Here is a 12915-nt window from a genome sequence, read left to right as displayed (position 1 = left end):
GCGTCCGGCGGTCAGTGGACATCCGCCAGGGTCCGCCCGATGATGAGGCGCATGATCTCGTTGCTGCCCTCGAGGATCTGGTGCACGCGCAGGTCGCGCACGACCTTTTCGATGCCGTATTCGCTGAGGTAGCCGTAGCCGCCGTGCAGCTGGATGGCGCGGTTGGCCACCGAGAATCCGGCGTCGGTGGCGACGCGTTTGGCCATCGCGCAGAGTTTCACGAGGTCGGGGGCGCCGCGGTCCAGGGCATCCGCTGCCCGCCAGATCATGGTGCGGGCCGTTTCGAGCTCGGTGTCCATGTCGGCGAGTTCGAACACGAGGGCTTGCTGATCGATCAGCGGTTTGCCGAAAGCCTTGCGCTCCTTCAGGTAGGCCACGGTCTGGTCGAGCGCCCACTGGGCGCCGCCGAGGGAGCAGGCACCCATGTTGATGCGCCCGCCGTTGAGTCCCTTCATGGCGATGCCGAATCCGTCGCCCTCGGCGCCGAGCAGGTTACCGACCGGCACGCGCACGTTGTGGAAGATCACCTGGGCGGTGGGCATGGCGTTCCAGCCCATCTTCTTCTCGTTCGGGCCGAAGGAGAGCCCGGGTGTTTCGGCCGGTACCACGATCGCGGAAATGCCCTGGTTGCCGGTGTCGCTCGTTCGCGCCATGACGACATAGACGCTCGAGCATCCGGCTCCGGAGATGAACTGTTTCACGCCGTTGAGCACGTAGTCATCGCCGTCGCGCACGGCCTTGGTGCGGAGGGCACCCGCGTCGGAACCGGCATCCGGTTCGGTGAGGCAGTAACTGCCGAGCGACGTCATGGCGGCCAGGTCGGGAACCCATTTTTTGCGCTGGTCCGTGTTGCCGAAACTGTCGATCATCCAGGCGACCATGTTGTGAATAGAGATGTAGGCGGCGATGGTGGGGTCGCCCTTGGCGAGTTCTTCGAAGATGTGCGCGGCATCGCTGCGGGTGAGGCCCGAGCCGCCCACATCTTCTTGCACGTAGATGCCGCCCATGCCCAGGCTCCCTGCCTCCTCGAGCACGTCGATCGGAAAATGTTTGGTCTGGTCCCATTCCACCGCGTGCGGGGCGAGCGAGGAGGTCGCAAAATCGCGCACCATCGCCACCAGGTCGCGTTGGTCTTCACTGAGCTGGAACATGCTCCGCCTGCTTCCTCGCAACGCCGGATAAAAACGACGTTGTGTTGTCTCCGACCAAGATACTAGGAAGCCCTAGTAATTGCTAGGGCTTCCTAGTATTTTTTGGGTTGGCCATTTCTGCGCCGCGTTGGCGCGTGAGAACATAGCCGTGGGCATCCGCTCGCCAGTTAGGAGGACCGATGTCTTCAATACCCCCGTTGCAGACCGATCCCATCCTCGAGGCGCGCCGCCACTGGGTCGAGCACGGCTGGGCAGACGCCGCCGACGGAATGGCCGCGGTCACCTCGATCATGCGCACCCAGCAGATCATGCTCGCCCGCATCGATACGGTTCTCAAGCCGCTCAGCCTCACCTTTGCCCGCTATGAACTGCTCGCGCTGCTGAGCTTCACCCGCAGCAAGGCGCTGCCGATGGCCAAGGCCAGCGCCAGGCTACAAGTGCACCCCACCAGCGTGACCAACACGGTCGACCGGCTTGAAGCGGCCGGACTCGTGCGACGGGTGGCGCACCCGACCGATGGGCGAGCCACGCTGATCGAGCTCACGCCGCTGGGCCAGACCAGCGTGCTCGCCGCCACCGACGAACTCAACGCTCGAGTGTTCACGCAGCCGGGCCTGGGTGCCGGTGAGGTTCAGAACCTGATCAGCGTGCTGACCGGTTTTCGCCGTGACGCCGGCGATTTCGTGGACCCCGACGTGGATGGTCACCTGCGGGACTGAACTTGTCACTTGACAGCCTGCGTGTTTCAACCAGTATGTTGGCAGGACCGCAGATCGACGGATCGCTTTTGACCGACATAGGAGTCAGCATGGTTACCAGCATCTTCGTCAACCTCTCCACGAGTGACCTCGACCGGTCGAAGACTTTTTTTGAGGCCCTCGGCTGGCGCGTCAACCCGGTGTTCACCGACGAGAACGCCGCCTGCATCGTGATCGAAGAGAACCTCTACCTCATGGTGCTCACCCGGGACTTCTTCGCCACTTTCACCGACAAGCCCATCGCCGATCCGCGTATCTCTGTGATGACGCAGACCGCGTTCAGCCGAGACTCCCGCGACGAGGTCGACGCGTTGCTCGAGAAGGCGCTGGCCGCCGGCGCCACCGAGCCGCGCGAGCCCCAGGATTACGGCTTCATGTACGCGCGCGACTTTCAGGATCCCGAGGGCAACGAGTTCAGCGCCCTGTGGATGGACCCGGTCGCCGCCGAGAAGGGGCCGGACGCCTACCTGGGCCAGCAGCCGGCGGACAGCTGATCCCGGTCGTGCTCGCACCGAAACGGCGCGCAGGCGCGCCAGCGGCAGCGGGGGATCGGCGCGGCCGGCGATGACCAAGTGCAGGTTCGACGGCTGGTGGTCGAGCAGAAGAGTCACCAGGTCGGTGACCGGTCCACCGGAGACCACGTGGAAGTCATCCAGCACGACGACGATTTCGTGCCCGGCGCGCGCCACGGCGTTGATGAGGGCCGTTATGGTCTGCTCGGCGGAGCGCGGCTGACCGGCGGGGGCGGGGGCATCCGCTTCGATGCTGACGCCGGCGATCTGCACGGCGGCGACCAGATAACTCAGAAACCGGGCCGGATCGCGTTCTGCCTCGTTGAGCGAGACCCAGGCCATCCTGCCCGCCGGCTCGGGCAGTGCGGCGATCCATTCACTCAGGAGCGTCGTCTTGCCGAACCCGGCCGGGGCGGAGATCAGAGTTCGTTTGTGCCCGGCCCGCAGGCCTTCGTGCAGGCGCTCGATCAGGCGCGGACGAGTCACGACCTGTGGTCGACGAGCGGGAATGAAGAGCTTCGTAGCCACAACCGGCATCGACATGCCCTCATCACAGGGTCACGACGTGCTTGGTGTCCGGCATCTCCCGCCGATGGCCGTCATGACCTGACCCGAGCGCGTCGCGGGTAGCCATCCGCTCGAACAGGGTCGATGATTGCTCTGTGAAAATATGCATCGGCCGGAGCTGATCGTGAACCAGGCGGCGCGACGCGTGCAGCGCGTGTATCTGACCCTGATGCTCGGCAACACCCTGGCCGCATCGTTCATCTGGGGCATCAACACGTTGTTTCTGCTCGACGCTGGGCTGTCGAACTTCGAAGCCTTCGCCGCCAACGCATTCTTCACCGTGGGCATGGTCGTCTTCGAGATTCCCACCGGGGTGGTCGCCGACACGGTCGGCCGTAAGGCGTCTTATCTCCTCGGCACGATCACACTGTCGGTCACGACCGGCCTCTACTGGATGCTGTGGCTCTGGCACGCGCCGTTCGTGTGGTGGGCGCTCGTGTCGGTGCTGCTCGGGCTCGGTTTCACCTTCTTCTCCGGCGCGGTGGAAGCTTGGCTGGTCGACGCCCTGGCCTCGACCGGATACACGGGCAGCCTCGAGGCCGTGTTCGGTCGTGGCCTCGTGGTGACCGGAATCGCCATGTTCACCGGCTCGGTGCTCGGCGGGGTGATCGCCCAGGCCACCAACCTCGGCGTGCCATTCCTGCTGCGTGCTGGCGTGCTCGTGGTCATGTTCGTCTTCGCCTACGTAGTCATGAAGGACCTCGGGTTCACCCCTGACCGGTCGGCTGGCCCGCTGACGGCCACCCGCAACGTACTCACCCAGTCGATCGAACACGGCCTGCGCAAGCGCTCGGTGCGCTACGTCATCTTTTCCGCACCGTTCGCCGGCGGGGTCGGCATTTACGCGTTCTACGCGCTGCAGCCGTATCTGCTTGAGCTCTACGGCGACCCGACCGCGTACTCCATCGCCGGGCTGGCGGCGGCCGTGCTGTCTCTAGCCCAAGTGGGCGGCGGACTGCTGGCGCCGCGCATCCGCTCTCTGTTCGCGAAGCGCACGAGCATGGTGCTCGTCGCGTCGATCGTGAGCGTCGGGACGCTCGTGGCACTCGGCCTGAATCGCCTGTTCTGGCTCGCGGTCATTCTCCTCGTAATCTGGGGTTTCGTGTTCGCCGTCGCCGGGCCGGTGCGGCAGGCCTACCTCAACGACATGATCCCGTCGAAGCAGCGCGCGACCGTGTTGTCGTTCGACTCCCTGTTCGGCAGCCTCGGCGGGGTCTTCATTCAGCCCGCCCTCGGCCGTGCGGCCGACCTGCAGGGCTACGGTGCCTCGCTCGTGATCGGCGCGGTCGTTCAGCTCGTCGGCTTGCCGTTTTTGCTCGCCAGTCGCCGCCAGAAGGACCCCGCCGATACCAACACGGTACGGGCGGATGCCGCCGCTGGCGCCGCGTAGACCGCGTCGTTCCCGTCTTACCCTGAGTAGGATCGTCGTACTGTCCGCTGCACGAGCAAGGGGAACTCATGGCCACCGGTGAGACGCAAATCGACAATGAAATTTTTCGCGCGACCAAGTGGACGATTGAACCCGGCGATGCCATTCCCATGCACGTGCACGAATATGAATATGTGGTTGTGCCCCTCGTGAGCGCAACCATGCACGTGATCAACGCCGACGGCTCAGAGATCGTCGCGGAAATTCGCAACGGTCAGAGCTACACGCGGCCATCCGGGGCCGAACACACCGTCGAGAACCGTGGTGCGCGCACACCATCGAATTCGTCGAGTGTGAAAAATTCGCCTGACACAGCACCTAGTGGGCCCGGCCTTCAATCTGGTCCTGCAAGGCGAGCACATCGTCCTGGAACGCCAGATAGAGGTTGGCAATGCAGCCACGAAGAGATCGTCGCCTACCGCGCCCGGTGGCAGACGGAGATCAGCGCTGCTGAAAGCGTGGTCGTCGGTGCTGATGTCGGGACGGTCGACTGGGCGGTCGGCGTAGCTGATGTCGGGGTGGTCGACGGTGTGGCCCTCGAGCCGCGCTTCGGCAGCTTTCCCGCCGGACAACCCGGCCCGATTCCGGCACCGCCTCTTCCCACGGTGCGCTTGCGCCGGCGCGGCTAGGCTCCAGAGCTACTAATACGCCCCCAACCCGCTGAGCAATCCTGTCGAGACCGCCGTCCGTGCAACGTGAGTCGGTCTGCGGTCGCTGGCATCCCGCTGGTCGAGCCTGTCGAGACCGCCGTAGTCCCGCGGTGGCTGTCTGCGGTGCCCAGCCATTCCGTCGGCCGAGTGCAGTTCGCGCTACTTGTCCCAGTGGGGTTTCTCGGCGGGTGTGGCGGCGCGGTTTTGGCCGGCGGGGCGCCAGGTTTGGGTGGGGTCGAATACGAGCGGGCCGCGGATCCAGGGGCGGCCGTCGCGCATGTCGATCTCCCAGCCGGAGGTGTCGATGCTGGCATGGCCGGCGTTGCAGAGCAGCACGGCGTTGTCGATGTCGGTCGGGCCGCCTTTTTGCCAGGGGATGACGTGGTGCGCTTGTGCCAGGTGTGGTGGCACGGTGCAGCCGGGGATGACGCAGCCGCCGTCTCGGGCGGCGAGGGCTCGGCGTTGGGTGGCGGTGAAGAACCGGTTGCTGCGGCCGAGGTTTAGGATTTGGCCGTTCTGGCCGAACAGCGCGGGTTGGTAGCCGCCGGCGCAGATCAGTTCGTCGACTTGGCTGGTGGTGAGGTGTCCGTCGATGCCGTCGATCCAGCCGGTGCCGCGGCCGTCGAGGAGGTCGTTGATGTTGATGTGTACGAGCACGGTGGGGGCGGCTCCGCCCATGGTGGGGGTGCCGGGGTGCCGGGCGGCGCCTTCGAACACGGCGCGCAGGATGCTGGCTTGTTTTTCACTGCGGGAGCGGGTGTCGTCGGGTTGCTGCGGGCACGGACTGAGCCGGTCGGAGCTGAGCCGGTCGGAGCTGAGTGGGTCGGGTGGGTCGGTGCCGAGCGCCTCGCTGGCCTCCATTTTCACGCCCGCCTCGAGGGAGTCGTGGGCCTCGCCAATTTCGGTGGCCTGGGCCGAGGCGTCCCGCGCCTCGCTGGTCGATTCTGGTGCCGCTTCGCTGTTGTAGTTCCGGCCGTTCTTGCCGTCGATACCGCGGTGCGCGCCGGCGACGCCAGCGTCAACGTCAGGTCCGACCTCAGATTCGACATCGCCGAACTCGTCCGTGTCGTCTGCGTGATCGGGTTCGGTCTCCCGGAACGCGACCCGTGCCCGCGGGGTGGTCTTGGAAACTCGACTCGTGCCGGACGCCGTGCCAGAGGTGGTGCCGGTCGCCCGGGTCGCGGCGCTGTCGGCGCCGGGAACCGGGTTGGCCGCCGCGGCGGACAGGTACGCATCGAAGACGTTGCCGATGATGGCGCGGTCGAGGGTGGTGAACCAGCCGTTCAAGCTATAGCCGCCGTTGGCTAGGCCGCCGAAGGTGAGCCAGCTGCGCCGTTCGGTGGGGGTTTCGCCGGGTGCGGTGCCGTCGGGGGCGAGGCGCGCCTTCCATTGGATGCCCTGCTGCCGCAGCAGTTCCGGCGCAAAGGCGATGCCGGCACCGGGCAGTCCCTCAGTTTCGGGAGTGATCGCCCCGGACCCGCTCGCCACGAGGGAGCGTTCGACCCGGTCGAGGTCCGGGGGCAACACCTCGGAGCGCAGGCCGTCGAGCACCTGCACGATCACGCGGGCCTGCTCCAGCCCGAGCGCCCCGCCCTGCAGCGCCTTCCCGAGAACAGGATAGGTGGGACTGAGGGGGCGGCCGAGTAGCATCCGCTGGCCGGCTTTCTCACCGAGCGCGGACCGCTGACGCACCTCGCTGCGGGAGAGTCGGGCGAGGGTGCAGACCAGTTCGACGCCGCTGCGGCAGCCCAGCCGACGGGCCAGCGTCGGCGCAGCCAGAGCCGCCGCGGCACCCGCCACGCTCGGCGAGGCCGCAGCAGCCGCAGCAGACTCAAGGGGCACAGATTCCGCAGAAGCAGTGTCCGAACCAGCACTGTCCGCACCAGCACTGTTCGAACCCGCACCGCCCGGGGCGGCGGCACTCTGATCAACAGCCGCCTGGGCTGCGGCTTTCGCTGCGGCAGCATCAAAGTATTCGGAGCGGCGCAGCACGTCGGTCGTGGAGAGCACCCGGGCACCGTCAACGACCCGGCCCACGCTCTCCAGCGCCAGCAGCACGGTCAGGGATTCTTCATCGCCCAGCAACCCGAACGACACCCCGCCCAACGCCGCCAGCAGTGCATCCCGAGCCTGCTCCACCGCCACAATGACGGGGTTCGAACCGGACTCGCTCGGGTTTTCCATGAACATGGGCGCCATTGCCTCCTTGACACCCATTCTACCGCCAATAGAACACAAAAGCGAGAGAAACTCAGCTAAGTTTCCAGGACTAAGTATGACCGCCTGATCCGAATTCGTCGAGACTGGTACCACTGCTACGAGACAAATGTAGGTAGCATCTCGTATTTCGTAACAGCAGCGATTGAGTGCCGATGTGGCGGTATCGAAGAAATAAGCGATTTCTAGTCACAAGTACGTGCCGCGAGTTCGCGCATGTCCTACGTCTCCGCGCACCAGCATCGCTGCCATTCCGCGTCGCCGATGCCCGAGTGCAATATTCGACCGCGGCTGGAGATTTTGCTGAGTCGACTCGCGACCAACCCCGCCGTCACTCCGACGATTCGGCTCAGCCTGCACTCATGCCCGGCCAGTGCGACAGGCTCAAGGTCAGCCCGAAGAACTCCGAAACTCGCTAGCCGTCCCGCACGTCCTGCAGAAAGTTGCGCACATGCTCGCCCAGCGCTTCGATGCGTTGTTGCCGAGCGGCCTCAACGTCGAATCCGATGTAGGCGACCGAGGGAAGCTTACGAACGTTCACCGAACACTCGAAATTGGTACAGGCCAGAATGCCGATGGTGTCGCCATTTCGCCCGGCCTGCCCCGCGCGTTTGGTGCTGAAGAACGCCACATCGTTGGGCAACTGCACGTCATTGCACCACGAGCATTGCGGCCGCGTAGTCATCTTTCCCTTGCGCTCTCGCAGCAGTAGCCCGACCGGGTCGTCATCGAGCCGGGCGATGATGTAGCCGATTCCGGGTGCCTTGGGGTCACGCCAGCCGAGATAGTCGAGTTTGTCCCAGGCGAGCGTTGCCAGGTTCGACGGCAGGGTCACGGCCTTGCGCTCACTAAGGGAAGCGTTGATGAACGCGGCCCGGATATCCGTTTCGGTGAGCGGGAGCATGTGAAGCCTTGTCTGTCGGGTGGGCATTTGGGCAGTTTGTCCAGACTACGCTTGCGTCGCCACGCGTGCGGCGGTGACGCGAGTCAGGGGCCGCTGACCAGCGTGACAACGAGGATCAGGCCTTGGAGCAGGGCGAATCCCCAGACGGCGGAAACAATGGCCCACCAGAAGTGACGGGCGCGCACAGCGAACACCGCACCGCCCAAACCCAAAACGATGGGAACCACAAAAAGCCAGAGGGGTCTGTTCGCTCCCGATTCGGTCCAGTCCGGTATGAGCGCCACGACGATGAGCATCAAAACCATGAGTGACCAGGTGGCAACGGGCCGATTGGTTAGCGCGGGAAGTTCGGTATGTTCTATCGACGAGGTTCGCGTAATTCCTTCCAAAAGCAATTAAAGGCCAACGAAATCGTGTCTTTAGCGGATGTGCCGGCGTCGCTCCCGAGGCTGATCGGGAGCGATTTGTCGTTCGAGAGTACGCTGTGCCGCATGAAAGCCGCCGTGTACCGCCATTACGGACCCCCGAGCTTCGTGCACGTCGAGGATGCGTCGCCTCCGACGCCGAAGACTGGGGAGCTGCGCGTGCGGGTCTTTGCCGGCACGGTCAACCGCACGGACTGCGGGTTTCTGAGTGGCAAGCCCCTCGTGGTGCGGCTGTTCAGTGGACTGCGAGCGCCCAGGGCGACGATTCTGGGCTGCGAATTCGCCGGCGAGATCGTGGGCGTCGGTACCGGCGTCAGTGCATTCGCGGTCGGCCAGCGGGTGTTCGGCTACAACGGCGTGAAATTCGGCGGCCACGCTGAGTACCTGACTATCGCCGAGACCGGCCTCGTCGCCGAGATCCCAGCCGCGACATCGTATGAGCAGGCAGCGCCGATCATCGAGGGTGCCCACTACGCGCTCAACATGATTCGCGCGGCACGTGTCACGGCCGGGCAGAATGTGCTGGTCAACGGCGGCACGGGAGGCATCGGGTCAGCCGCCGTGCAGCTGCTGGTGCAGCTCGGCGCCCGCGTCACGGCGGTCTGCGCCACCGCCCACCTGGCCCAGGTGGAATCGCTCGGAGCCGAACGAGTCGTGGATTACCTTCGGGAGGACTTCACCACTCTCGACAATGAATTCAACGTGGTACTCGACGCTGTCGGCAAGAGTTCCTTCGGACGGTGCCGGCGCATCCTCGTTCCGGGCGGAATCTATGTTTCGTCGGAGCTCGGAACTCTGTGGCAGAACCCCGTTCTGGCGCTTACAACGCCCCTGCTGCGCCGGAAGCGAGTGCTGTTTCCCATTCCCCGGGACATGCGCGAGGACGCCCTGTTCCTGCAGGGGCTGGTCACCTCGGGTGAATTTCGGCCGGTGATCGATCGAAGCTACCCGCTCGAGCAGATTCGTGAAGCCTACGAGTACGTGGCGGCCGGCCAAAAGATCGGTAACGTCGTCATTCTTGTGCGCGAGGAGTGACCTCAGCAGCAGTCCCGGCGGCCTGACGCTCGCGGAACGCGATCATGTTCATGCGGTTGCCACAGCGCACGCTGCAGAAACGCTTGGACCCGTTTCGGGAGAGGTCGAGAACCAGGCCGGTGCAGTCATCCGCTTCGCAGATGCGCAGGCGCCGCATTTCGTCGCTGCGAATCACGTCGATCAGTGCGAGGGCAGCCTCAACTCGCATCCGCTCGCCGAGGGGCGCCTCGGGCACCGTCGCGTGCAGGTGCCAGTCCGACACGTCGTGGCGGGCGAGCTGGGGGAGAGCCTTGGCCTCACGCAGGATGCGGTTGACCTCGGTGACCGCATCATCGCGGTCGAGGGTCCAGACCCGCCGGAGCAGCGCCCGGGTCTGCCGCACGTCGAACAGTTCTGCGTCGTCGCCGTCGATGCGACCGGTGAACGGAATCGGCGCGAGCAGCGCGGCCAAGTCGGCGAGCGTTTCGAGTTCGTCACGGCCGCTGCGCGAAGCCCCGGGATCCGTGTCGCCAAGCAGAACCACGAATTCGAGAGCTTCCTCGGTGTCAGGGGCAAAATGCAAGTTGACTCCTTAACAAAACGGTTCTACTGTCAGTGGCACAGGCCAGTTTAGACCATGACGGGCCCGTGTCGTCCGAAGGAGAAGCATGAAGATCTCGTCCCTGCCGGGAGGCCTGATCGTCGCCGCCGGCTCTGCCATTTCGTTCGGCACCTCGGGCGCACTGGTCAAGCCCATGCTCGAGGCCGGCTGGTCACCCACGGCCGCCGTGACCGCCCGCGCGTTGACCGCCGGGTTCATTCTGCTGCCGCTCGCGCTATATTCGCTGCGCGGGCGTTGGGCGGCCCTGTGGCTGGGCCGCTGGCGGGTGCTCGGAATGGGCATCGTCGGTGTCGCGTGCACGCAACTGGCCTACTTCGCCGCCCTGCAGACCATTCCGATCTCGACCGCGCTGCTGATCGAATTTCTCGCACCGCTAATCCTGGTCGGCTTCGTCTGGGTGACGTCAAAACGGATGCCGCGCCGCACGGTTCTGCTCGGCTCGGCTCTCGCCGTCACCGGGCTGCTGCTCGTAATCGGACCCGGTGCCATTCGGGCCGTCGACCCGGTGGGGGTGCTGTTCGCCTTCGGCGCGGCCATCGCCTGCGCGGTGTTCTTCGTGGTGGCCGCCCGCCCAGCTCAGGGCCTGCCGCCGATCGCGCTGGCAGCCTTCGGGCTGCTGGTCGGGGGAGGGGTGCTGGGCTTGCTCGGCCTGACGGGCCTGCTCCCGTTCACCGCATCGCTTCGTAACCTGTCCCTGCTCGGCACGGTCGTGCCGTGGTGGGTGCCGCTGCTCGCCCTGGCGATTATCAGTACCGCGATCGCCTATGCGGCCGGCATCACGGCTGCGGGAATTCTCGGGTCGAGGCTCGCCTCGTTCGTTGGTCTGCTCGAGGTTATCTTCGCGTCGCTCTTCGCCTGGCTTCTACTGGGCGAAGTGCTGACGCCGCTGCAGTTGCTCGGCGGACTCCTGATTCTGGGTGGCATCGCCGCTGTGGGTGAGGAGCGCGTCGAACTGGCCGCCGAGGCGCTGCCGCCGGACGAGCCGGAACTGCCGCACGGGCACGGCGACGGGCACGGCGACGCGGCCGCCGCCTCTGATGAGGCGAAGGCCGCCGCATCCGCTTAGGCGATCAGCACCGGGGCTCGGTCGTCGATGGTCGGCGGGTTCAGCACGACCTCGAGGGCGTTGGCACGGCCGAGCGAACCGGGATAGTTGTAGCGGGCAAAGCGCCCGCTCGGGTCATTGGGGGTCTGCGGCACGGCAACCAACGACCGGCGGATGATCTCCGCAACGACCGCGGTCACCTCGGCGGGGAGTGTCTGCCCTGTACGACCGCGCAGGCGAACGGATGCCCGTGGACCGCCCTCCGCGCCGAACCGTAGCGCGAGCATGCGGGTGTGGGCTCGCTGTCGGTCGAACATATCGAGGCGGGCCCACACGATGTCGGTCAGAGGCACGACTCGGCGGCCGGCCCGCAGTTCATTCCTGTCGAAATTCACCCAGGGCTGTGGATATCGCAGTCGCTGCACGAGGTAGAGCACTAGGAACACCGGCACGATGGCTCCAAGGGCCATCAGGAAGCCCCACCAGATAGAGATATCGAAACTTCGAGCGGTCGTGGTACCGAGGTTGATCGGCACGATGCCCAGCATGATGCCGTTCAGCGGAGTTACCGCGAAGGTGCCCCACCAACCGGCCCGGTCCAGTCGCAGCCAGCCCGAGGGAAGCGTCGCTGGGCTCGGCACGCTGATCTCGCTCATTTCAATAACATACCATTCGCCCCGCTTTGCGGGTGGTGGGCCACCAGCTCTGCGCTGTAACTGACGATCACAACGGATGCGCCGCGGTCGATTTCTCGGCGCACCGCCGCGGCAATGAGATCCCGGCGGTGCGCATCCAGCCGCTGCTCCGGTTCGTCGAGGATGAGAACGTCGAAGGGCCGCACGAGGGCCGTGGCCACCGCCAGTAACTGGGTCTGCCCGGAGGACAGCTCGTTCACGAACCGATTGCGGAGGTCGAAGGGAAGGAGCGTTACGACGGGTCACCCACCGACGCCCGACTGACCGTGGCTCGATACCAACTCAAGCGGATCCTTCCGCCCGATCCGGCCGACACGCCCGCGCCGACCGACAACGACCCCGAGCCGAAAACCGCCGGGCAATCCATGATGGAAGCGCGCGCCCAGTAAGTGGAAATGGCCATCCAGCAGGCCATTCGTCGCGGCGAGTTCGACGACCTGCCGGGTGCGGGCAAGCCGCTCGCAAACCTCGATCGTGGGTATGACCCGGACTGGTGGATTCGCCAGAAGATCGAGAGCGAGAAGATCATGGGGCTCGGGCTGTCGGCCCTCATCCTGCGCACCGAGAACGCCGAACTCGACGCGCGGCTGGACAGCGCGCAGTCTGAGGCTGCGGTCACCGAGATCCTCAGGGATTTCAACAGCCGAGTGGCGGCGGCACGGCGGCAGTTACAGGGCGGGCCGCCCGTCGTCACGCCAACTCGGGACGTGGACGAACAGCTCGTGCTCTGGCGGGAGCGCCGAGCTACCCGCATCGAGGAGGCCCGGCTGAAGCGGGAACGCGAGGCCGCGGCGCTCGCCGCCATGACTTGGCGGGAACGCCGCCGCGCGCGTTCACAATGAACTAAGCGGATGCAATGGCTCCAGTTCCCTGTCGTAGAGTCCTAAGCTTGCAGGGCTGAGCGTCAACTGGAGGGTTGTTCGTGC

At 65.5% G+C, this 12915-nt stretch carries 14 protein-coding genes and 2 pseudogenes; 8 read left to right on the top strand and 8 right to left on the bottom strand.

Features of this window, described 5'->3' with window-relative positions; genetic code table 11:
* Window positions 1-11: 11 nt before the first annotated feature.
* Window positions 12-1151, bottom strand: a complete 1140-nt coding sequence (locus tag QMF22_RS12345) for an acyl-CoA dehydrogenase family protein (RefSeq protein WP_283453986.1) — start codon at window positions 1149-1151, stop codon at window positions 12-14.
* Between the two features lie 179 nt (window positions 1152-1330).
* Between QMF22_RS12345 and QMF22_RS12340 the strand changes: the two genes are divergently transcribed.
* Both QMF22_RS12340 and QMF22_RS12335 read left to right on the top strand, forming a co-directional pair.
* Window positions 1331-1870: a MarR family winged helix-turn-helix transcriptional regulator gene (locus QMF22_RS12340; protein WP_283453984.1), complete on the top strand. Its 540-nt coding sequence runs from the start codon at window positions 1331-1333 to the stop codon at window positions 1868-1870.
* 89 nt (window positions 1871-1959) lie between these two features.
* The gene (locus QMF22_RS12335; RefSeq protein WP_283453982.1) at window positions 1960-2403 is read left to right on the top strand and encodes a VOC family protein; all 444 of its coding nucleotides are present in this window, start codon (window positions 1960-1962) and stop codon (window positions 2401-2403) included.
* Window positions 2404-2523: 120 nt separating this feature from the next.
* Here the strand turns inward: QMF22_RS12335 and QMF22_RS17520 are convergent.
* Window positions 2524-2958, bottom strand: a pseudogene (locus tag QMF22_RS17520) (AAA family ATPase); the annotation flags it as partial.
* A 154-nt stretch (window positions 2959-3112) separates the two neighbouring features.
* Between QMF22_RS17520 and QMF22_RS12325 the strand changes: the two are divergent.
* Complete coding sequence (locus tag QMF22_RS12325; protein ID WP_283453978.1) at window positions 3113-4378, top strand: MFS transporter; 1266 nt, start codon at window positions 3113-3115, stop codon at window positions 4376-4378.
* A 68-nt stretch (window positions 4379-4446) separates the two neighbouring features.
* The gene (locus QMF22_RS12320; protein WP_283453976.1) at window positions 4447-5046 is read left to right on the top strand and encodes a cupin domain-containing protein; all 600 of its coding nucleotides are present in this window, start codon (window positions 4447-4449) and stop codon (window positions 5044-5046) included.
* Between the two features lie 180 nt (window positions 5047-5226).
* On the opposite strand, the gene QMF22_RS12315 is transcribed toward QMF22_RS12320, so the two are convergent.
* The 3 genes from QMF22_RS12315 to QMF22_RS12305 form a co-directional block, all read right to left on the bottom strand.
* The gene (locus QMF22_RS12315) at window positions 5227-7266 is read right to left on the bottom strand and encodes an HNH endonuclease signature motif containing protein (protein WP_283453974.1); all 2040 of its coding nucleotides are present in this window, start codon (window positions 7264-7266) and stop codon (window positions 5227-5229) included.
* A 433-nt stretch (window positions 7267-7699) separates the two neighbouring features.
* The gene (locus QMF22_RS12310; RefSeq protein ID WP_283453972.1) at window positions 7700-8188 is read right to left on the bottom strand and encodes an FBP domain-containing protein; all 489 of its coding nucleotides are present in this window, start codon (window positions 8186-8188) and stop codon (window positions 7700-7702) included.
* Window positions 8189-8271: 83 nt separating this feature from the next.
* A complete protein-coding gene (locus tag QMF22_RS12305) occupies window positions 8272-8493 on the bottom strand; it encodes a hypothetical protein (RefSeq protein WP_283453970.1) in 222 nt (73 codons plus the stop codon).
* Window positions 8494-8679: 186 nt separating this feature from the next.
* On the opposite strand from QMF22_RS12305, the gene QMF22_RS12300 reads away from it, so the two are divergent.
* Entirely contained in the window at window positions 8680-9648 is a 969-nt protein-coding gene (locus QMF22_RS12300; protein ID WP_283453969.1) for an NAD(P)-dependent alcohol dehydrogenase, read from the top strand.
* Here QMF22_RS12300 and QMF22_RS12295 read toward each other — a convergent pair.
* Window positions 9626-10210 (bottom strand): CGNR zinc finger domain-containing protein, encoded by a 585-nt coding sequence (locus QMF22_RS12295; protein ID WP_283453967.1) that lies wholly within the window; start codon window positions 10208-10210, stop codon window positions 9626-9628. The two genes, QMF22_RS12300 and QMF22_RS12295, sit on opposite strands and share 23 nt — an antisense overlap.
* Before the next feature lie 85 nt (window positions 10211-10295).
* Here QMF22_RS12295 and QMF22_RS12290 point away from each other — a divergent pair, with 85 nt between their 5' ends.
* Window positions 10296-11315 (top strand): EamA family transporter, encoded by a 1020-nt coding sequence (locus tag QMF22_RS12290; protein ID WP_283453964.1) that lies wholly within the window; start codon window positions 10296-10298, stop codon window positions 11313-11315.
* Here the strand turns inward: QMF22_RS12290 and QMF22_RS12285 are convergent.
* Window positions 11312-11950, bottom strand: coding sequence for a hypothetical protein (locus tag QMF22_RS12285; RefSeq protein ID WP_283453963.1), 639 nt, complete (start codon window positions 11948-11950; stop codon window positions 11312-11314). The genes QMF22_RS12290 and QMF22_RS12285 overlap by 4 nt on opposite strands.
* Window positions 11947-12192, bottom strand: a pseudogene (locus tag QMF22_RS12280) (ATP-binding cassette domain-containing protein); the annotation flags it as partial. The pseudogene QMF22_RS12280 and the gene QMF22_RS12285, both read right to left, overlap by 4 nt.
* A gap of 63 nt (window positions 12193-12255) precedes the next feature.
* Here QMF22_RS12280 and QMF22_RS12275 point away from each other — a divergent pair.
* Both QMF22_RS12275 and QMF22_RS12270 read left to right on the top strand, forming a co-directional pair.
* Entirely contained in the window at window positions 12256-12378 is a 123-nt protein-coding gene (locus tag QMF22_RS12275) for a hypothetical protein (RefSeq protein WP_283453961.1), read from the top strand.
* Between the two features lie 6 nt (window positions 12379-12384).
* Window positions 12385-12831 carry a DnaJ family domain-containing protein gene (locus QMF22_RS12270; protein WP_283453959.1) on the top strand — a complete coding sequence of 149 codons (447 nt, stop codon included), beginning with the start codon at window positions 12385-12387 and terminating at the stop codon, window positions 12829-12831.
* Window positions 12832-12915: the final 84 nt, after the last annotated feature.

It is taken from the genome of Cryobacterium sp. PH31-L1, assembly GCF_030063145.1.
GTDB lineage: Bacteria > Actinomycetota > Actinomycetes > Actinomycetales > Microbacteriaceae > Cryobacterium.
The sequence above is the reverse complement of the archived record's forward strand: the minus strand, read 5'-3'. Positions and strand labels throughout refer to the sequence as shown.

Bases quoted from the DNA above. Each gene is read 5' to 3' on its own strand.
- QMF22_RS12315 (WP_283453974.1), bottom strand. From the start codon at position 7,266: ATGGCGCCCATGTTCATGGAAAACCCGAGCGAGTCCGGTTCGAACCCC.
- QMF22_RS12345 (WP_283453986.1), bottom strand. From the start codon at position 1,151: ATGTTCCAGCTCAGTGAAGACCAACGCGACCTGGTGGCGATGGTGCGC.
- QMF22_RS12310 (WP_283453972.1), bottom strand. From the start codon at position 8,188: ATGCTCCCGCTCACCGAAACGGATATCCGGGCCGCGTTCATCAACGCT.
- QMF22_RS12270 (WP_283453959.1), top strand. From the start codon at position 12,385: ATGGCCATCCAGCAGGCCATTCGTCGCGGCGAGTTCGACGACCTGCCG.
- QMF22_RS12340 (WP_283453984.1), top strand. From the start codon at position 1,331: ATGTCTTCAATACCCCCGTTGCAGACCGATCCCATCCTCGAGGCGCGC.
- QMF22_RS12300 (WP_283453969.1), top strand. From the start codon at position 8,680: ATGAAAGCCGCCGTGTACCGCCATTACGGACCCCCGAGCTTCGTGCAC.
- QMF22_RS12290 (WP_283453964.1), top strand. From the start codon at position 10,296: ATGAAGATCTCGTCCCTGCCGGGAGGCCTGATCGTCGCCGCCGGCTCT.
- QMF22_RS12285 (WP_283453963.1), bottom strand. From the start codon at position 11,950: ATGAGCGAGATCAGCGTGCCGAGCCCAGCGACGCTTCCCTCGGGCTGG.
- QMF22_RS12305 (WP_283453970.1), bottom strand. From the start codon at position 8,493: ATGGTTTTGATGCTCATCGTCGTGGCGCTCATACCGGACTGGACCGAA.
- QMF22_RS12320 (WP_283453976.1), top strand. From the start codon at position 4,447: ATGGCCACCGGTGAGACGCAAATCGACAATGAAATTTTTCGCGCGACC.
- QMF22_RS12335 (WP_283453982.1), top strand. From the start codon at position 1,960: ATGGTTACCAGCATCTTCGTCAACCTCTCCACGAGTGACCTCGACCGG.